We start from the raw sequence: 18559 nt of genomic DNA on the forward strand, positions 1-18559 counted from the left end.
GTGGAAGCCGGTGGCCGGAAACTGGCAAAATCCGGCGAATGGGCCAAAGGTGATTGCGCGCGGCGGACAGGATGATGGCAATGCGACACCCCGAGTACCAGTACCTCGACCTGATGGAAAACGTGCTGGAGCACGGGGACGAGCGTATCGACCGTACGGGCGTTGGTACCCGCTCGCTGTTCGGCGCGATGGCGCGGTTCGACTTGTCGGACGGCAGCGTGCCGATTCTCACCACCAAGCGGGTCTACTGGAAGACCGCGGTGAAGGAGATGCTCTGGTTCCTGACGGGGCAGACCAATATCCAGTCGCTGCTGCGCGAAAACGTGCGGATCTGGTCCGACTGGCCGCTGGCGCACTACCGCAAGGAAACCGGCGACAATATCTCGCAAGAGGATTTCGAGGCGCGAATCGTTGCCGACGATGATTTCGCCGCGCGCTGGGGCGAGCTTGGCCCGGTCTATGGCAAGCAGTGGCGCCGCTGGCTGGGGAGCGACGGCAGGGAACATGACCAGATCGAAACGCTGGTCGACATGCTCCGCAACAATCCGTCGAGCAGGCGGATGCTGTTCCACGGCTGGAACGTCGCGGAACTGGACCGCATGGCGCTACCGCCCTGCCACATGGTCTATCAGTATCACGTCACTTCGGACGGGAAGCTCAATTCGCTGATGTTCCAGCGTTCGGCAGACCTTTTACTCGGCGCGCCGTTCAACTGGGCGGGGGCGACTGCGCTGCAACTGATGCTGGCGCAGCAGGCCGGGCTGAAGCCAGGGCATTTCGTGTGGTTCGGCGGCGACGTGCACCTCTATTCCAACCACTACGAGCAGGCGCGCGAGCAGATGAGCCGCGAGCCGCGTCCGTTCCCGAAGATGCGACTGGCCCGCAAGCCGGACTCCATCGACGGCTACCGGATCGAGGATTTCGTGGTGGAGGACTATTCGCCGCACGCCGCCATCAAGGCCGACGTCGCGGTATAAGGCTCAGAGCACTGCGGACCAGCGTTCTAGGTCGGAGTGATCGGCCTCGCGTGGTTCGATCCAGCGCCAGCCGTTGGCGGTTTTTTCCCGCTTCCAGAACCACGCGCGGCTCTTGAGGTGATCCATGAGGAAGTCCGCCGCCTCGAACGCGTCGCGGCGGTGGCGGGCGGCGCAGGCGACAAGCACGATTGGCTCGCCCGGCTCCATCACACCGACGCGGTGAATGACGAGCGTCCCGGTCAGCGGCCAATGCGCTTCGGCGCGTGCGGCAAGGTCGGTCATGCCGGGGAGGGTGAGCGGTTCGAAATGACGGAGTTCGAGCGCTTCGACTTCGCTGCCCGCTTCCTCACGCACGAGGCCTGTAAAACTTACGATACCGCCTGCATCGCCGCAGCGGTCCGAGAATACGCGCATCTCGTCCTGCGGATCGAAGGAGGTGAGCGCGAGGCGAACGTCGCGCATGTCAGCCGCCGCTGACGGGGGGCAGGAAGGCGAGTTCGTCGCCGTCGCCAGCGAGGACGTCTGAGGCGGCGACCAGCGACCCGTTCTGCGCGATGCGAATATCGGGTGATGCGATGGCGACCGCGAGGTCGGGATCGAGGCGCTCGGCAATCGCGGGCAGGGCCATCTTTTCGGCGACGTCGAGCGACAGCTCTGCAGTGCCGGCTACGTCTTCCAGCTTGCCCAGGAACAGCAGCGTCAATGCCATCGTCAGCCGCCCGTCACCGACATGTGGCGCGGCAGGTGCGGAGCCTCGCCTTTCTCTCGGATGGAGAAGTGGTGGCGTTCCGGCTTGATCGTCATCGCCTCGTCCATCGCGGCATCGAGAGCGGCGTCGGGGTCGTCCGAACGCACGGCCGCGCGCAAGTCGACTTGCTCGCGCCCGCCAAGGCACGCGTAGAGCTGGCCCGTCGCGGTTACGCGGATACGGTTGCAGCCATCGCAGAAGTTGCTGGTGAGCGGCGTGATGAAGCCGAGCCTTCCGCCGGTCTCGGCCACGCGGACATAGCGTGCCGGACCACCGCTGCGATGGGTGTCGCTTTCCAGCGTCCAGCGCTGTTCCAGATCGCTGCGAACTTGCGTCAGCGGGAGGTAGTGGTCGATCCGGTCACCATCGACTTCGCCGAGCGGCATGACCTCGATCAGGGTCGCTTCGTGCCCTTCGCCGTGGGCCCACGCGATGATGTCGGCGATCTCGTGCTCGTTCACGCCCTTGAGCGCGACGGTGTTGATCTTGACCGAAAGTCCGGCAGCCTTCGCCGCAGCAATGCCTTCCAGCACTTGCGACAGGCGATCGCGGCGGGACAGTTCCTCGAACTTTACTGCATCCAGCGTGTCGAGCGAGACATTCACGCGGCGCACGCCCGCATCGAACAGGTCTTCGGCAAATTTGGTGAGGCGTGTGCCGTTGGTGGTGAGCGTAAGCTCTTCCAGCCCGTCACCAATCCGCCGCCCTATCGCGCGCACGAGATCGATCATGTCGCGGCGGACCAGCGGCTCTCCGCCCGTCAGCCTGATCTTCGTGACGCCGCGATCGATGAAAGCGGTGGCGACCTTGTGCAGTTCCTCAAGGCTCAGGACTTCGGCGCGGGGCAGGAACTGCATCCTTTCGGGCATGCAGTACTGGCACCTCAGGTCGCAGCGATCCGTCACCGACAGGCGCAGATAGGTTATGCGCCGCTGGAACGTGTCGATCAGGGTAGGGGCGGTTTCGGCCATCGGGGAATTCTTTGTCAGATAGGGGCCCGCTTCGCAAACGCGCATCTTGTGCAGGTGCGAAAATTTGCGCGGTTGATTCGTCCTTTGCGTGTCACGCGATGGTCGGCGACGCGAAACCGGTCTGACCCGGCGACACGCAAAACCGCGCAAATTCGTGACTTTCAAAAAATTTCAAAAAAGGTTTTCGATCATCGTTGACAGGGCGCGGAACCTCCCATAGATGCGCGGCTCCCCAAGGGGCAAGCGGGTGTAGCTCAGTTGGTTAGAGCGCCGGCCTGTCACGCCGGAGGTCGCGGGTTCGAGCCCCGTCACTCGCGCCACTTGGAGGACGCATAAAGGCCCGCGAAAGCGGGCCTTTTTCGTTTCGGATCAATATTTTGCTGCGCGCTGTTAAAGCTGCCTGCAAGGTCGCGGGATCAGCCCCAGCGACCCGTTTCCATCCAGATCAGGAAGCGCTTCAGGGGCAGCAGCCAGACCACGCCGAGCACCAAATAGACCGGCACCTGCAGCAGCACGTGCCAGCGCGAGATCGGCTCGATCAGTGTCACCACCAGACCGACGTATAGCATCATCGCGATAACTAGAGCGATAATCCCTACAGGCTTGCGCCAGGTCGGTTTCCAGTCGGGGCGATTCACGCATCCTGCCTTTCGAAAGGGCCATAGAGCCGGGTCGGGGTCACGACCGCGGCCAGAAGCCTGTCGTGCGGTTCGAGCGGGAGCATGTCGACCCTCTGCACGTCCCATGCAAGTCCGATCGGCAAAGCGCCGGCATTGCTTTCAAGCCAGCGGTCATAATGCCCGCCACCTTGGCCCAGCCGCGCACCGCTTTCGGTAAAGCCCACGAGAGGCACGAAAATAATGTCGGGCGCGATAGCTTCGGCATCGGCTGAAGGCTGGAGCGCGCCGAAGGGGCCGACATCGAGATCGGTATCGCCCCAGGGGTCAGCCCACTCGGCGAAATGCATTGGCTCACCCGCATCGTCAAAGCGGGGCAGGGCGATTCGATGGCCCGCCTCGGAAAAGAAGCGCGCATATCCGCCTGTCGGAGCTTCGGTAGGCAGGGGGTGATAGAACCCGATGACAGCGCCCTCGGGCACGAGCTCAAGAACGGGCGAGGGCGGCCTGCGAAACAGCAGCGCCTTCGTCACATCAGGCAGCGCCGCCACATGCTCCCGCCGCGCATCCCGAAGCCGCCTGCGCAATCCCGCCTTGGTGTCCATCTAAGCCCCTTGATCGAAATCGTCTTTCGGGAGCGCAGTTTTCGTCCAGATCGAGCCGAGAATGGTGCCTTCGGAGAACCGGCGCGCAGCGACCGTCCGGTCGTGAGCACCGGAAGCGCAACGAAGGTGCCGTTCGCAGGCCGGTATGGGCGGAAACTGCGCCCCGAAAAGGTGACGGGCCCACCGTGGGTCGTTTGCCGTATGAAATCCTCTGACGCCTAAGCATCAGGTGGAGGCCGTTTCAGCCGGCCCACGAGCCAGCCAAGGGACAGCCCCCTAGGATTGGTTATAGCCTCAGGGATGTTCTGTCGGCTCGTGCCGGGCAGAACCCGTCGAGGGCGAATTTAGGAGTGGTGGTCGCTACCCTCAAGATGCCGGACGATATTTTCGATCCTCGCCGTGATGGAATCGATCCGGCGGGAAATCGCCTTGTCCTCGTCGCGGTCCATTGCAGGGGCAGTATCGCCTTCGCGCAGGGCATGGACCTCGTCGGCCAGCAGCAGGGCGCCGAACAGAAGCATACGTGGCTCGGTCTGCCCGACCGCGCCTGCATCGCGCACGCGCGTGTCGATCATGCGGCCCAGCTGCGAGATGTGGTTTTCCTCGCCGGGCTGGCAGGAAACGGCAAAGCGGCGGCCGCCGATTTCAAGGTCGAGGTTTGCCATCAGCCGTGGCTCCCGAATTCTTCGAGCAGGACATCAAGATCGGCCAGCGCATGGCCGACCTTCTCGCGCATGGCTTCGTGCGCGACCTTCAGGGTCTTCAGCTCCGACACTGCCGGGTTCGGCTGCACGACGGCTTTTTCCAGCCGCTCGAGCATCGCTTCCAGCCTGTCGAGGGCGCCTTCCATTTCGAGTCGCTCGGTCTTTGCCATGTTATGAAGTTCGCTTTCCCCACTCTCAGGTCCGTAATGGGCCCGATGGCGCATAGTCGCAAGGTGGGCAAACCCCTGATGCTGCGAAAGCGGTATGGCGACGTTCTGGCGCGACAATCGGGGCAGGGCACACACCTCTACTAGTGGTGAACTTGACGCGGGGCAGTCGGACCCGCAATGCAGCGCCGCAACGAATCACCCGCTCCTTGCGCACTGACCGGGAAGAGCCTGACGATGACTACCGATACCGCCCGCCTGGCCGACATGGCCAACGCGATCCGTGCACTTTCCATGGATGCCGTACAGGCGGCCAATTCGGGACATCCGGGTATGCCGATGGGCATGGCCGACGTCGCCACCGTGCTGTTCGACGAATATCTGAAGTTCGATCCGGCCGCCCCGCATTGGGACGACCGTGACCGCTTCGTGCTGTCGGCGGGCCATGGCTCGATGCTGATCTACTCGCTGCTGCACCTGACCGGTTATGCGCGTCCGACGATGGACGACATCCGCAATTTCCGCCAGCTGGGCAGCCCTTGCGCCGGTCACCCGGAAAACTTCCTGCTCGACGGCGTCGAGTGCACGACCGGCCCGCTGGGCCAGGGCCTTGCGATGGCCGTGGGCATGGCGATTGCAGAGCGTCACCTTAACGCCAAGCACGGCGACGACCTTGTCGACCACCGCACCTGGGTGATCGCGGGCGACGGTTGCCTGATGGAAGGCATCAACCACGAAGCGGTTGGCCTTGCTGGTCACCTCGGCCTCGGCCGCATGATTGTGCTGTGGGACGACAACAACATCACCATCGACGGTTCGGTCGAACTGTCGTCGAGCGAGGACGTCGAGGCCCGCTATCGCGCGTCGAAGTGGCACACGGTTCGCTGTGACGGTCATGATCCGGCGGACATCCGCCGCGCGCTGGACGAGGCGATTGCCGATCCGCGTCCCTCGCTGGTCGCCTGCAAGACCGTTATCGGCAAGGGCGCGCCCAACAAGCAGGGCACGAGTGCGACGCACGGCGCGCCGCTGGGCGCCGAAGAGATCGAGGCCGCCCGTAAGGAACTCGGCTGGACCGCAGAACCGTTCGTCATTCCCGACGATATCGCCGCGGCCTGGAAGAAGACTGGCGAACGCGGTGCTGCCGCCCGTGAGGCATGGCACCAGCGTTACGAAGCCGACAAGGATCGCGCCGAGGCTTATGAAGCATCGACGACGCTGCCTGGCGCGGATGCCGGCGCAGTGCTGCAGGACTATATCCGCGGTCTCGTCGCAGAGCCCAAGAAGGTTGCCACTCGCAAGGCTTCCGAAATGGCGCTCGGTCCGCTGACCGAGGCGTTCCCCAACATGATCGGTGGCAGCGCCGACCTGACGGGTTCGAACAACACCAAGACCAAGTCGACCGGTCCGATCACCATCGACAACTACGACGGCAGCTATGTCTATTACGGCATCCGCGAATTTGGCATGGCCGCCGCGATGAACGGCATGGCGCTGCACGGGGGCATTGCGCCCTATGGCGGCACGTTCCTGATCTTCTCGGATTATTGCCGCAACGCGGTGCGCCTGTCGGCCCTGCAGCAGGTCGGCGTGACTTATGTCTTCACGCACGACAGCATCGGACTTGGCGAAGACGGCCCGACGCACCAGCCGGTCGAACAGGTTATGAGCCTGCGTCTCATTCCGAACCTCAATGTCATGCGTCCGTGCGACACGATCGAAACGGCGGAATGCTGGGCGATCGCAATGGCCAACACCGAAACGCCGTCCGTCCTCGCCCTGTCCCGCCAGAACCTGCCGCAGCTTCGCGGTGAGGGTGAAGAGGCCTGGGAGGCGAGCGCAAACAAGTCGGCAAAGGGCGCTTATCGCCTGAAGTCGGCCGATGCGGCGCGCAAGGTCATCCTGATTGCGACCGGTTCCGAAGTCGCGCTGGCATGCGACGTGGCCAAGGCTCTTGAATTAGACGGGATCGGCGCAGACGTTATTTCGATGCCGTGCATGGAACTGTTCGAGGCGCAGGACGCTTCCTACAAACAGGACCTTCTGCCGAACGTCGATCCGTCCGAAATCCTTCGGGTATCGATCGAGGCGGGTTCCACTCTCGGGTGGGAACGCTACACGATGGCGAACGGCCTCAATATCGGTCTTGACCGCTTCGGTGCATCCGCACCGGCGGATCAGCTTTTCGAACGCTTTGGGTTCACGGTCGATGCGATCGTGCCGCAGATCAAAGCGAAACTAGGCGAATAAACAGGAGATTACTGGCATGGCGACCAAGGTTGCGATCAACGGTTTCGGACGTATCGGGCGGCTCGTCGCCCGCGCTATCCTGGAGCGTGACGACCACGATCTCGAACTCGTAGCGATCAACGACCTGGCAGACGCCAAGGCCAACGCACTTCTCTTCCAGTACGATTCGACCCACGGCCGCTTCCCCGGCACGGTCGAAGCTGGCGATGACAGCATCACCGTGAACGGCAAGAAGATCGCTGTTACGTCCGAGCGTGAGCCCGGCAAGCTGCCGCACGCCGACATGGGCATCGACATCGTCCTGGAATGCACCGGCTTCTTCCAGTCCGATGAAGCAGCCCGCCCGCACATCGCGGCAGGTGCCAAGAAGGTTCTTATCTCCGCACCGGCTTCAGGCGTTTCCAAGACCATCGTCTTCGGCGTGAACCAGGACACCCTGACGGCAGAAGACGACGTCGTTTCGAACGCATCGTGCACCACCAACTGCCTCGCTCCGGTTGCAAAGGTTCTTCAGGACGCTGTCGGTATCGAGCGCGGTTTCATGACCACGATCCACTCGTACACCAACGACCAGCGTATGCTGGACCAGATGCACTCCGACATGCGCCGTGCGCGCGGTGGTGCGCAGAACATGATCCCGACCACCACCGGCGCTGCCCGTGCGGTTGGCCTCGTCCTGCCCGAACTGAAGGGCAAACTCGACGGTTCGTCGGTCCGCGTGCCGACCCCGAACGTGTCGCTGATCGACCTCGTCTTCACGCCGTCGCGCGATACGACGAAGGAAGAGATCAACGCGGCGCTCAAGGCCGCTGCCGAAGGTCCGATGAAGGGAGTTCTCGACTACACCGCACAGCCGCTGGTTTCGTCGGACTTCAACCACTATCCCGCCAGCTCGACGGTCGACAGCCTCGAAACCGCGGTTCTCGAAGGCAAGCTTGCCCGTGTCGTGTCCTGGTACGACAATGAGTGGGGCTTCTCGAACCGCATGATCGACACCGCCGGCAAGATGGCGAGCTTCCTGTAAGAGAGGTTGGCTGACATGGGGGCTACGGGACGATTGGGCGGCATCGCGCGGCACGATCGTCCGCGTGGCCCCATGGAACTGACCGACGAGGCGAAAGTCACCCTGCGCGAAGGCATCGCGGGGGACTATCGCGGCGCGATAAAGCCGGATGGTCCGCGCAAGCGGCAGGTCTCGCTGATCAGCGCCGAGGACTGGGCTGCCGCGATGGCGGATCTCGGCCTCGATGCAGGGGCAATTCCCTGGCAGGAGCGCCGCGCCAACCTGCTAGTTCAAGGGCTTACCCTGCCGCGGGACCATGGCGCACGCATCCGCATTGGCGACGACGTCGTGATCGAGGTCGTGCAGGAATGCGACCCGTGTAGTCGCATGGAAGAAATTTACACCGGACTGAAAACCGCGCTCACCCCCGAATGGCGGGGCGGGGTGCTTGGCCGCGTGCTTGAAGAAGGCACGATCAGGACCGGCGACACCATAAGGATCGAAGAATGAGCAACTTTCGCACGCTTGACGATGTCGGTGACGTATCGGGCAAAGTCGCGCTGGTCCGTGTCGACCTGAACCTGCCGATGAATGGCGGACAGGTCACCGACAAGACCCGCATCACCGCCTCGGCCCCGACGATCCTCGAACTTGCCGATGCAGGTGCCAAGGTCCTGCTGCTCGCGCACTTCGGTCGTCCCAAGGGCGCTCGCAACTCGACAATGAGCCTGTCGATGGTGGTCGATGCCGTGCAGGACATTCTGGGCCGCGAAATCATGTTCGTGCCCGAAGTCGCAGGCGACGTCGTCGCACAGTCGATCGGCATCATGCGCCCCGGCGACATCTCGATCCTCGAAAACACCCGCTTCTGGCCGGGTGAAGAAAAGAACGATCCCGAATTCGCCAAGGCCATTGCCGCCAATGGCGATCTTTACGTCAACGACGCGTTCTCCGCCGCGCACCGCGCCCATGCTTCGACTGAGGGGCTGACCAAGCTGCTCCCGTCCTATGCCGGTCGCTCGATGCAGAAGGAGCTTGAAGCACTCGACAAGGCGCTGGGCAGCCCGGAAAAGCCGGTTGCAGCCGTTGTCGGCGGGGCCAAGGTCTCTTCCAAGCTCGACGTGCTGCGCCATCTGGTCGGTCAGGTCGATCACCTCATCATCGGCGGCGGCATGGCCAACACCTTCCTTGCCGCGCGCGGGGTCGATGTGGGCAAGTCGCTTTGCGAGCATGACCTGACCGGCACGGCGGAAGAGATCATGGATGCTGCCGACGCTTCGGGTTGCACCGTGCACCTGCCTTACGATGTCGTCGTCTCGAAGGAATTTGCGAAGAACCCGCCTTCGATGCGGACTTGCAACGTTCACGAAGTCGCCGACGACGAAATGATCCTCGACGTCGGTCCGCAGGCTGTCGAGGCGCTGGGCGATGTGCTCAAGACTTGCCGCACGCTTGTCTGGAACGGCCCGATGGGCGCGTTCGAGACCGAGCCGTTCGATGCCGCCACGGTCGCTCTGGCGCGCACGGCAGCGGCACTGTCGAAGGAAGGTTCGCTCGTCTCGGTCGCCGGTGGTGGCGATACGGTCGCGGCGCTTAACCATGCCGGTGTGGCCGGTGATTTCACTTATATTTCAACTGCAGGCGGTGCCTTCCTCGAATGGATGGAAGGCAAGGAACTGCCCGGTGTTGCTGCCCTGTCGCAATAAAGGCAGCGCACCGGATCATTGCGACGAGGGAGCGCAGACTACATGGATATGAAGAAGCAGATTGCCGACGGACAGGGCTTTATCGCCGCGCTCGACCAGTCGGGCGGTTCAACCCCGAAGGCACTGCGCGGTTACGGCGTGGAAGACAGCGAGTGGTCGGGCGACGAGGAGATGTTCGCCAAGATCCACGAGATGCGCAGCCGCATCATCACCAGCCCGTCGTTCTCGAACGGTAAGGTGATCGGTGCGATCCTGTTCGAAAAGACCATGGACGGACAGGTTGAAGGCAAGCCGACCCCGCAGGCGCTGATCGATCGCGGCATCGTGCCGTTCATCAAGATCGACAAGGGTCTCGAGGACGAGGCAAATGGCGTTCAGATGATGAAGCCGATGCCCGAACTCGACACGCTTCTGGCCCGCGCCAAGTCGCTCGGCGTTTTCGGCACCAAGGAACGTTCGGTCATCAACGAGGCGAACCCCGAAGGTATCGCGGCGATCGTCGCGCAGCAGTTCGAAGTGGGCCGCCAAGTGCTGGCAGCGGGTCTCGTCCCGATGCTGGAGCCCGAGTACTCGATCAAGGCCGAGGGCCGCGCCGAGGGTGAGAAGATCCTGAAGGCCGAGATCCTCAAGAACCTCGAAACGATGGACGAGCAGGTCATGCTCAAGCTGTCGATCCCGGTCGAGGCGAACCTCTACGCCGACCTGATCGCGCACCCCAAGGTCCTGGCCGTCGTCGCGCTTTCGGGCGGTTACTCGACGGACGAGGCCTGCGAAAAGCTGGCGCAGAACAAGGGCATGATCGCAAGCTTCAGCCGCGGGTTGCTGCAGGACCTGCGCGCAGGGCAGTCGGATGCAGAGTTCGACAAGACGCTGGGCGATGCGATCGACCAGATCTACGCCGCAAGCGTCGCCTGATCTAATCAGGTTCCGAAGCGGAAACGATATTCGGCCGGGGCGATGTCCGCCTCGGCCGTTTTCGTTGGGCGAACCTCTTCGAGCGTGAAGGCGTAGTTGTCGCCCATGGGGTGCTCGCCCACGAGGGTCCCCTGGCCAAGCGTCACCCATGCCTGCCTGTTCTCGCCAGACCGTTCGACTTCGACGAGCAGCGTGAGGCGCCCTTGCCACACGCATTGGACGCCTGATGGGCAACGGCTGTCTTCGCCGACCTGTAGCGGCGTCAACACGGCATTGCCGTTGCGAACCGCTTCACCGATGGCCACGAAACTCCCCTCGGCCGCGACGTCGCTGTTGGGCAGGGTGGCGCATCCCGACAGCAGAATGGCGATTGCGGTAGCGGCCTGTTTGATCATGCGTCTTTCCTCTGGCGTCACACGCGGGTAGAGCGCGGCACATGAACACAACGTGCCAGCTCTACCTGATTTCCCCGCTCGACGTTTCGGGCGACTTTCCCGACCGCCTTGCCCGCGCTCTTGATGCGGGCAAAGGCGTCGTCACAGCGTTCCAGTTCCGCGTGAAGGGGATCGACGACCAGCACGAGGCCGCGCGCCTTGCCGAACCGCTGCAGGCGATCTGCGCGGAACGTGACGTGGCTTTCATCGTCAACGACTCGATCGCGCTCGCCAAGCGGCTCAACGCCGATGGCGTGCATCTTGGCCAGTCGGACGGTGAGGTGAAGGATGCGCGCGAACGGCTTGGCCGCGATGCGCAGATCGGCGTGACCTGCCACAACAGCCGCCACCTTGCCATGCAGGCAGGCGAAGACGGCGCGGACTATGTCGCGTTCGGTGCCTTTTTCCCGACCGAGACGAAGGAAACCGAATACCGGGCAGAGCTCGACCTGCTCGAATGGTGGTACCACGTCTTCGAGCTTCCCTCGGTCGCTATCGGCGGCATCACGCCCGACAATTGCGCACCGCTTGTAACGGCAGGGGCGGACTTCCTCGCGGTCTGTGGTGCGGTCTGGAACGGGGACGAGGTCGCTGCCGTCAAGGCGTTCGCCAAGGCCATGGAGGACGCTCCGCAGCCCGACCCGGAGCCCTGATCAGGCCCGGATGGGGCCAGGAACAAGCAGGCCGCGGACCCATCCGCGATTTCGCGCGTTGCTTCCGAAGACGATAAAAATCTTCGGGAAATTCCATGATCCGCAAATCTGCACTGATGCTCGGCCTTCCGGTCATGCTGGCGCTTGCCGGCTGCTCGGGCGGCGAGGAAGAAGCACCCGCACCGGAAGCAACCGCGACGCAGACCGTCGATGCGAACTACGCCGACGAGATGCGCAGCAACGACCGCGGCGACGTGCAGGATGCGGTCTCGATCCCCGATGCGGAGGATCGCCCCACGATGCAGGCGCAGGTCGTGCTTGACCGCCTCGGCTTCTCGCCCGGCGTGATCGACGGCAAGATGGGCCTGTCGACCGAGAACGCGCTCGAAGCGTTCCAGGAAGCGAACGATCTCGACAAGACAGGCGAGCTGGATGACGCCACCAAGGAGGCCTTGCAGCGCTGGCAGGATATTCAGGCGACGCGCGTCGTGACGATCCCCGAGGATTTTGCGGTCGGGCGTTTCGAAGAACTGCCGGAAGATCCCGCGGAACAGGCGAAAATGACACGCCTCGGTTACGAGTCGCTGGACGAAAAGCTGGCGGAGCGTTTCCACACGACGGTCGAGACGCTGGAAATGCTAAACCCCGACGGCAAGCCCGCGACGAGCGAAGCGACATCGACCGATAGCGCGTCGCCGACGCCCACCCCAACGCCCACCCCCAGCGCCACGGCTTCGGGCGATGCGAAGGCCGGTCCGCCGAGCAAGTTTGCCGCGGGTCAGCAGATTCGCGTGCCGAACATCGGCGCCGACTTCATCGACCGTAATGCCGATACCGACACAGATTGGCGCGATACGCTGCGCATGCTGGGCGTCGGCACCGACCAGCCGGAAGTCGCCAAGATCGTTGCCGACAAGTCGGACGACACGCTCAAGGCCTACGATGCAGAAGGCAAGCTGGTTGCGGCCTTCACCATCACCAGCGGGTCGAGCCACGATCCCCTGCCGATCGGTGAGTGGAAGATCCTTGGCATCGCGCACAATCCGCCATTCGCCTATGATCCCTCGCTGTTCTGGGACGTGCCCGATGACGTGGAAAAGCAGCAGCTTCCCCCGGGTCCGAACGGTCCAGTCGGCGTCGTCTGGATCGACCTGTCGAAGGAACACTACGGCATCCACGGCACGCCCGAGCCTGAAACGATCGGCCGCGCCGAGAGCCACGGCTGCGTTCGCCTGACGAACTGGGATGCGGCGCGCCTTGCCGAGATGGTTTCGCAAAGCACGCAGGTCATCTTCCAGGAATGAGCGGGGCCGCCGCCGCCACTGCACCTGCCCAACCGTCGCGCCTTCGCCGGTTCGGGCGGGACTTGCGGATCGTCCTCGTAACAGCGGGGCTGACGTCGCTGGCATGGATCGTGGTGCTAGCCTTTGCGGGCGTGAACCTCTTCGCGCCGCATGTGGAGCCGGACAAGTCTGTGACCACGGTTTCGCCCGATGCGAAGGGAGGCCTGCCCGACGATGTCGTGCCGATCGAGATGGTCTCTCCGATCCAGTCGATGGAGCCGCTCGGCGCGCTGCGCGTGCCGGTCGAAGGCGTCGCCCCCTCGGACCTGATCGATTCCTATGACGACGCACGAGGCTCGCGTAAGCATGAGGCGCTCGACATCATGGCGCCCACGGGCACGCCTGTCGTCGCCGCGGCGGAAGGGACGGTCGAAAAGCTCTTCCTGTCCGACGATGGCGGCAAGACGATTTATGTGCGCAGCGCCGATGGTGCGACGATCTACTATTACGCCCATCTCGACAAATATGCGCCGGGGTTGGAGGAAGGCGGCTTCGTTCGCGCCGGACAGCGCATCGGCACGGTCGGCGCAACGGGCAACGCCGACGCTTCAGCCCCGCATCTCCACTTTGCCGTGATGCAGATGACACCGGACGAATCATGGTGGGAAGGGACGCCGCAAAATCCATATCCCTTGCTGAGCATGCCCGCCGCCGACTAAACTCGCTGCATGGGCACTGCCGACGACGTTATCAGGCTTCTCGACCTTCAACCGCACCCCGAAGGCGGCTGGTACCGCGAGACTTGGCGCGAGCCGTCTCCGAGTGGAGGGCGAGCGCTGGCGACAGGCATTCACTTCTTGCTGAAAACGGGCGAGAGGTCTCATTGGCACCGCGTCGATGCGTCCGAGCTTTGGATTTATAACGCTGGCGGCCCGCTGCGCATGCAGGGAGCGGAAGGCGCGCATGGAGAAATCGGGCTGCCTGACTGCACGCTTGGCCCCGATCTCGCCCAAGGCCACGAGATGCAGCACCTGTATCTTCCCAATGCCTGGCAATCGGCTGAGCCCTTGGCTGACTGGACGCTGGTGACTTGCATCGTCACGCCCGGTTTCGAATTTGCCGGTTTCGAGCTTGCGCCACCGGATTGGACGCCGCTGGTTTTTCGCTGACGGGGAAAGCGGCCCTTCACGCCATTGCATTTGGAGCCTGTCGGCCTATTTCGAACCCGCGTTCAAAAGGGAATTCGTAAATGGCCACGCACAAGACCCGCATGCTCATCATCGGCTCCGGCCCGGCCGGGCTTTCCGCCGCCATCTATGGCGCGCGCGCGGGTATGGAACCGATCGTCGTGCAGGGGCTGCAGCCCGGCGGACAGCTCACCATCACGACCGATGTCGAAAACTATCCCGGTTTCCGCGACGTGATCCAGGGTCCGTGGCTGATGCAGGAAATGCAGGCGCAGGCAGAACACGTCGGCACGCGCATGATGTGGGACACGATCACCGAGATCGACATCCAAGGCGGCTCGCCGTTCACGGCAAAGGGTGACAGCGGCGACGAGTATGTCGGTGACGTTCTGGTCATCGCTACCGGCGCGCAGGCCAAGTGGCTGGGCGTCGAGGGTGAACAGGAGTGGTCGGGCAAGGGCGTTTCGGCCTGTGCGACTTGTGACGGGTTCTTCTATCGCGGCAAGAAGGTGGTGGTCATCGGCGGCGGCAACACCGCGGTCGAGGAAGCGCTGTACCTCACCAACCATTCGGACGACGTGACGCTGATCCACCGCCGCGACGAGCTGCGGTCGGAAAAGATCCTGCAGGAACGCCTGTTCAAGAACCCGAAGATCTCGACCCTGTGGAACAAGACGGTCGAGCGTTTCGAAGGCGACCCGGCAAAGGGCCTGACGCATCTGGTCCTGAAAGACACCGTCACGGGCGAGGAGTCGACGTTCGAGACCGAAGGCGCGTTCGTCGCCATCGGCCATGCGCCGGCGACCGAACTGTTCAAGGGCAAGCTGCCGATGGACGACAGCGGCTATCTGCTGGTCGAACCCGGCACGCCCAAGACCGCGGTTCCGGGCGTGTTCGCCTGCGGTGACGTGATGGACCACACCTATCGCCAGGCCGTGACGGCGGCGGGTACGGGCTGCATGGCCGCGCTCGATGCCGAGCGTTTCCTTGCCACTCTCGATTTTGCGAAGGAAGCGGCCGAGTAAGGCCTTACTGGGCGCGCTTCTCGTCGACGAAGGCGAGCAGCGCGCCGTAAGTCTCCAGCATCTCGCCGTCGACGTCCTCGTCCTCGATCACGATGTCGCAGCGATCCTCGATCTCGGTCAGAAGGCCTGCAACGGCCTGCGAATCGAGCTCGGGAAGGGCGCCGAACAGTTCGGTGTCCGCGTCGAATTCGGCGACACGCTCGGGCGAAAGCGCCAGCACATCGACAAGGATCTCTCGCAGGAGAACGTCGGTCGTCGGAAGTTCGGTAGGGTCGGCCTCACTCATGCGGCCCGCCTTTAACCGCGCTATCGGGCCTAGGCAAGCGTGGCGGCGCGGCGGCCTCATGCTATGCGCTTGCCCATGATGGTCGCGAATCCCCAACCGATCGACCGGCTGACCTCGCGCGGCAGCCCCGATGCACCGGCACTGGTGCTGAAGGGCGAGACGCTGAGCTATGCCGATCTGGAGCGTGATGTTGCCGCTCTGGCGGGCTGGCTGGCGGCGTTCGGCTTTGCGTTCGGCGCGCGCGTGGCCAGCTGGGCGGGGAAGGGCTGGCTGACCTGCCTGATGCCGCTCGCAGCGCCAAGGGCGGGACTGGTGCACGTACCGGTGAACCCGCTGCTGAAACACGCGCAAGTCGCGCATATCCTTTCCGATTGCTCGGCCTCGCTGCTAATGGGCAACAAGGGGCGGCTCGGCGGGCTGGAGGACGGTGACGTGCCTGCGGACTGTCAGGTGCGGGACGAGGTCGAGGTGCGCGCGCAATGCGCCGAATTACGAGGGGTGGCACCTTCGGATGCCGATCCCGATGCCCTCGCCGCCATTCTCTATACCAGCGGTTCGACAGGCAGGCCGAAGGGCGTGATGCTGAGCCACGCGAACATGTGGCTGGGCGCGGAGGCCGTGTCCGATTACTTGCGGCTTGATGCGTCCGACCGGGCACTCGCGGTCCTGCCTCTGGCGTTCGATTACGGGCAGAACCAATTGTTCTCGACATGGTATGCGGGTGGGGCGGTCGTGCCGATCGACTATCTCCTGCCTCGTGAGGTCGTGAAAGCGGTTGCTGCCCAGACGATAACGACGCTTGCCGCTGTGCCGCCCTTGTGGACCCAGCTTCTGGAACAGGACTGGCCCGAGGACGCAGTCGCGCCGTTGCGTCGGCTTACCAACAGCGGAGGCGCGCTTGGCGAGCCGCTGGTCCGCGCCTTGCGGGCGCAGTTTCCGAAAGCCGATCTTTACGCGATGTATGGCCTGACGGAGGCATTTCGTTCGACTTATCTGCCGCCTTCGATGATCGACGCGCATCCGACCTCGATCGGCGGGGCTATCCCCTATGCCGAAATCATGCTGGTCAAGGATGACGGAGAACTCGCCGCGCCGGGCGAGGAAGGCGAACTGGTCCATGCAGGGCCGCTTGTCGCGCAAGGGTATTGGCAGGATCAGGCCCGCACCGATGAACGGTTCAAGCCTGCTCCGGCGGGATCGCAATACGGCGGGATCGCGGTCTGGTCGGGCGACAGGGCACGGTATGATGGCGAAGGCCTGCTCCATTTCGTCGGACGGCGCGATGCGATGATCAAGTCGCTTGGTCAGAGGATCAGCCCGCAGGAGATAGAGGACGCGGCTCTGGCGACCGGGCTGGTTGCCGAATGCGTGGCGCTGGGCGTGCCGGATGCGAAGCTGGGGCAGGCGGTGCATCTGGTGGCACGACCGGCAAGCGGTGCGGACACCGACGAAACTCCGGCGGAACTGGTGAAGGCCTTGCGCCGCGAACTGCCAAGCTACATGCAGCCCCAAGTCATCCATTGGCGCGAGCAGCTGCCTCGCGGGGCGACGGGCAAGCTCGACCGGACGGGCCTGGCGCGTGAAATTGCAGGGGAAGCGGCATGAAGGCGATGGGGCCGATACCGGCTGGCTATGTCGGTCGGGACGGCGAACTGGTCATCGCGGGGCAGCCGGTCTCGCACTGGATCGCCGAAGCGGGCGAGACGCCGCTGTTCGTTTACGACAGCGCCCGCCTGACCGGGCGTGTCGCGCAGTTGCGCGCTGCCATGCCGGAGCGGCTCTCGATCCATTACGCGATCAAGGCCAATCCTTTCGCGCCGGTGCTGCGCCACATGGCGGGCCTGGTCGACGGGTTCGACATCGCCTCGGGCGGAGAGCTCGCGATGGCGCAGGAAGCAGGCTTTCCGGCAGACCGGATCAGCTTTGCAGGGCCGGGCAAGGACGACCGCGAGCTGGAATCGGCCATCGCGGCGGGCGTGACGCTCAACCTCGAAAGCGAGGGCGAGATGCGGCGGGCGCTGGCGGTAGCAGAACGGCTTGGCACGGCACCGCGGCTTGCGATCCGGGTAAACCCCGATTTCGATCTCAAGGGCTCGGGCATGAAGATGGGCGGGGGCGCCAAGCCCTTTGGCATCGATGCCGGGCGCGTGCCAGCCCTTGCGCGGGAGATCGCGGGTTGCGGCGCGGAATGGCGTGGCTTTCACATCTTTGCGGGAAGCCAGGCGCTATCCGCCGATGCGGTCATCGAAACACAGGCGCAGACACTGGCGCTGGCGGGCAGGCTGGCGGACGAGGCCGGCATCGCGCTTCCCCACTGCAATCTGGGCGGCGGCTTCGGCATTCCCTATTTCCCGGGTGACCAACCGCTCGACATCGGGGCGGTCGGCGATGCGCTGGGCAACGCCTTCGCTGCCTTGCCGGATGTTCTGAGGGATACGCATTTCGCCATCGAACTCGGCCGCTGGCTGGTCGGAGAAGCGGGCGTTTACTTCACCCGCGTGATCGACGTGAAGGACAGTCACGGCGAGATATTCGTCGTGGTTGATGGCGGCCTGCATCACCAACTGGCCGCCTCGGGCAATTTCGGCACCGTGGTAAGGCGAAATTATCCGGTCGCGGTCGCCAACCGCTTTGGCGAGGCGGATGCGGACTTCGCGCAATCGGTTGTCGGCAGGCTCTGCACTCCGATCGACAGGCTAGCCGAGAAAGTGGCACTGCCGGCGATATCCGAAGGCGATGTGATCGCAGTATTCTGCGCCGGAGCCTATGGAGCCAGCGCCAGTCCGGCCATGTTCCTTGGCCATGGCCCAGCAAAAGAGATGCTGCTTTAACGATTTATCCGAATTGGATGCGTTTCAGCAGCGGAAATGCTTGCCCCGCAGTGATTAATGCCAGTCGCAGTACCAATACGGATTTACTCAAACTTCCCCCCGCAGATTTGATCGGTAATCCTGCAAATATCGGAATTGTATGGATTATATTCTATGGGGCCAATCGCAGGGAGCGACGCTGCAGGCGGAAACCGGCC

22 protein-coding genes and 1 tRNA gene are annotated in these 18559 nt (G+C 63.7%); 14 read left to right on the forward strand and 9 right to left on the reverse strand.

What is annotated here, in order from left to right:
• Positions 1-80: 80 nt before the first annotated feature.
• Positions 81-977 (forward strand): thymidylate synthase, encoded by an 897-nt coding sequence (locus KIH45_RS02425; protein WP_213174383.1) that lies wholly within the window; start codon positions 81-83, stop codon positions 975-977.
• Between the two features lie 3 nt (positions 978-980).
• On the opposite strand, the gene KIH45_RS02430 is transcribed toward KIH45_RS02425, so the two are convergent.
• Genes KIH45_RS02430 through moaA form a run of 3 tightly spaced genes read right to left on the reverse strand, consistent with a single transcriptional unit; the run spans position 981 to position 2696 of the window.
• On the reverse strand, positions 981-1439 hold the full coding sequence (locus tag KIH45_RS02430; protein WP_213174384.1) for a molybdenum cofactor biosynthesis protein MoaE: 459 nt from the start codon (positions 1437-1439) through the stop codon (positions 981-983).
• A 1-nt stretch (position 1440) separates the two neighbouring features.
• Positions 1441-1686, reverse strand: a complete 246-nt coding sequence (locus tag KIH45_RS02435; RefSeq protein WP_213174385.1) for a MoaD/ThiS family protein — start codon at positions 1684-1686, stop codon at positions 1441-1443.
• Positions 1687-1688: 2 nt separating this feature from the next.
• Complete coding sequence (gene moaA, locus KIH45_RS02440; RefSeq protein WP_213174386.1) at positions 1689-2696, reverse strand: GTP 3',8-cyclase MoaA; 1008 nt, start codon at positions 2694-2696, stop codon at positions 1689-1691.
• A gap of 243 nt (positions 2697-2939) precedes the next feature.
• Here moaA and KIH45_RS02445 point away from each other — a divergent pair.
• A tRNA-Asp gene (locus KIH45_RS02445) sits at positions 2940-3016 on the forward strand.
• A 96-nt stretch (positions 3017-3112) separates the two neighbouring features.
• On the opposite strand, the gene KIH45_RS19050 is transcribed toward KIH45_RS02445, so the two are convergent.
• The 4 genes from KIH45_RS19050 to KIH45_RS02465 form a co-directional block, all read right to left on the reverse strand.
• Positions 3113-3334: a DUF2842 domain-containing protein gene (locus KIH45_RS19050; RefSeq protein WP_337925385.1), complete on the reverse strand. Its 222-nt coding sequence runs from the start codon at positions 3332-3334 to the stop codon at positions 3113-3115.
• Positions 3331-3918 carry a 5-formyltetrahydrofolate cyclo-ligase gene (locus KIH45_RS02455; protein WP_213174388.1) on the reverse strand — a complete coding sequence of 196 codons (588 nt, stop codon included), beginning with the start codon at positions 3916-3918 and terminating at the stop codon, positions 3331-3333. Before KIH45_RS02455 ends, KIH45_RS19050 begins: the two co-directional genes overlap by 4 nt.
• Before the next feature lie 344 nt (positions 3919-4262).
• On the reverse strand, positions 4263-4583 hold the full coding sequence (locus tag KIH45_RS02460; RefSeq protein ID WP_213174389.1) for a cell division protein ZapA: 321 nt from the start codon (positions 4581-4583) through the stop codon (positions 4263-4265).
• Entirely contained in the window at positions 4583-4792 is a 210-nt protein-coding gene (locus tag KIH45_RS02465; RefSeq protein ID WP_213174390.1) for a hypothetical protein, read from the reverse strand. Before KIH45_RS02465 ends, KIH45_RS02460 begins: the two co-directional genes overlap by 1 nt.
• Before the next feature lie 234 nt (positions 4793-5026).
• Between KIH45_RS02465 and tkt the strand changes: the two genes are divergently transcribed.
• The 5 genes from tkt to KIH45_RS02490 are packed head-to-tail and all read left to right on the forward strand — an operon-like array spanning position 5027 to position 10663.
• Positions 5027-7039: a transketolase gene (gene tkt / locus KIH45_RS02470; RefSeq protein WP_213174391.1), complete on the forward strand. Its 2013-nt coding sequence runs from the start codon at positions 5027-5029 to the stop codon at positions 7037-7039.
• Positions 7040-7055: 16 nt separating this feature from the next.
• Positions 7056-8063: a type I glyceraldehyde-3-phosphate dehydrogenase gene (gap, locus tag KIH45_RS02475; RefSeq protein ID WP_213174392.1), complete on the forward strand. Its 1008-nt coding sequence runs from the start codon at positions 7056-7058 to the stop codon at positions 8061-8063.
• A gap of 15 nt (positions 8064-8078) precedes the next feature.
• Positions 8079-8552, forward strand: a complete 474-nt coding sequence (locus KIH45_RS02480) for an MOSC domain-containing protein (protein ID WP_213174393.1) — start codon at positions 8079-8081, stop codon at positions 8550-8552.
• Positions 8549-9748, forward strand: a complete 1200-nt coding sequence (locus KIH45_RS02485; protein WP_213174394.1) for a phosphoglycerate kinase — start codon at positions 8549-8551, stop codon at positions 9746-9748. Before KIH45_RS02480 ends, KIH45_RS02485 begins: the two co-directional genes overlap by 4 nt.
• Before the next feature lie 42 nt (positions 9749-9790).
• Entirely contained in the window at positions 9791-10663 is an 873-nt protein-coding gene (locus KIH45_RS02490; protein WP_213174395.1) for a fructose bisphosphate aldolase, read from the forward strand.
• A 5-nt stretch (positions 10664-10668) separates the two neighbouring features.
• On the opposite strand, the gene KIH45_RS02495 is transcribed toward KIH45_RS02490, so the two are convergent.
• Entirely contained in the window at positions 10669-11058 is a 390-nt protein-coding gene (locus KIH45_RS02495; protein WP_213174396.1) for a hypothetical protein, read from the reverse strand.
• 41 nt (positions 11059-11099) lie between these two features.
• Between KIH45_RS02495 and thiE the strand changes: the two genes are divergently transcribed.
• The 5 genes from thiE (at position 11100) to trxB (ending at position 15245) form a co-directional block, all read left to right on the forward strand.
• Positions 11100-11750: a thiamine phosphate synthase gene (gene thiE, locus KIH45_RS02500; protein WP_213174397.1), complete on the forward strand. Its 651-nt coding sequence runs from the start codon at positions 11100-11102 to the stop codon at positions 11748-11750.
• A 95-nt stretch (positions 11751-11845) separates the two neighbouring features.
• Positions 11846-13054, forward strand: coding sequence for a L,D-transpeptidase family protein (locus KIH45_RS02505; RefSeq protein WP_213174398.1), 1209 nt, complete (start codon positions 11846-11848; stop codon positions 13052-13054).
• Positions 13051-13752 carry a M23 family metallopeptidase gene (locus tag KIH45_RS02510; protein WP_213174399.1) on the forward strand — a complete coding sequence of 234 codons (702 nt, stop codon included), beginning with the start codon at positions 13051-13053 and terminating at the stop codon, positions 13750-13752. The genes KIH45_RS02505 and KIH45_RS02510 overlap by 4 nt, the downstream gene beginning before the upstream one ends.
• 9 nt (positions 13753-13761) lie before the next feature.
• Complete coding sequence (locus tag KIH45_RS02515; protein WP_213174400.1) at positions 13762-14202, forward strand: cupin domain-containing protein; 441 nt, start codon at positions 13762-13764, stop codon at positions 14200-14202.
• Positions 14203-14282: 80 nt separating this feature from the next.
• The gene (gene trxB / locus KIH45_RS02520) at positions 14283-15245 is read left to right on the forward strand and encodes a thioredoxin-disulfide reductase (RefSeq protein WP_213174401.1); all 963 of its coding nucleotides are present in this window, start codon (positions 14283-14285) and stop codon (positions 15243-15245) included.
• Positions 15246-15249: 4 nt separating this feature from the next.
• On the opposite strand, the gene KIH45_RS02525 is transcribed toward trxB, so the two are convergent.
• Positions 15250-15531: an acyl carrier protein gene (locus KIH45_RS02525; protein WP_213174402.1), complete on the reverse strand. Its 282-nt coding sequence runs from the start codon at positions 15529-15531 to the stop codon at positions 15250-15252.
• A 78-nt stretch (positions 15532-15609) separates the two neighbouring features.
• Here KIH45_RS02525 and KIH45_RS02530 point away from each other — a divergent pair, with 78 nt between their 5' ends.
• Positions 15610-17136 (forward strand): acyl-CoA ligase (AMP-forming), exosortase A system-associated, encoded by a 1527-nt coding sequence (locus KIH45_RS02530; RefSeq protein WP_420481922.1) that lies wholly within the window; start codon positions 15610-15612, stop codon positions 17134-17136.
• Positions 17133-18362 (forward strand): pyridoxal-dependent decarboxylase, exosortase A system-associated, encoded by a 1230-nt coding sequence (locus KIH45_RS02535; protein WP_213174404.1) that lies wholly within the window; start codon positions 17133-17135, stop codon positions 18360-18362. The genes KIH45_RS02530 and KIH45_RS02535 overlap by 4 nt, the downstream gene beginning before the upstream one ends.
• Positions 18363-18559: the final 197 nt, after the last annotated feature.

Origin of the sequence: Croceicoccus gelatinilyticus, assembly GCF_018398395.1 — a bacterium.
Classification (GTDB): Bacteria; Pseudomonadota; Alphaproteobacteria; order Sphingomonadales; family Sphingomonadaceae; genus Croceicoccus; species Croceicoccus gelatinilyticus.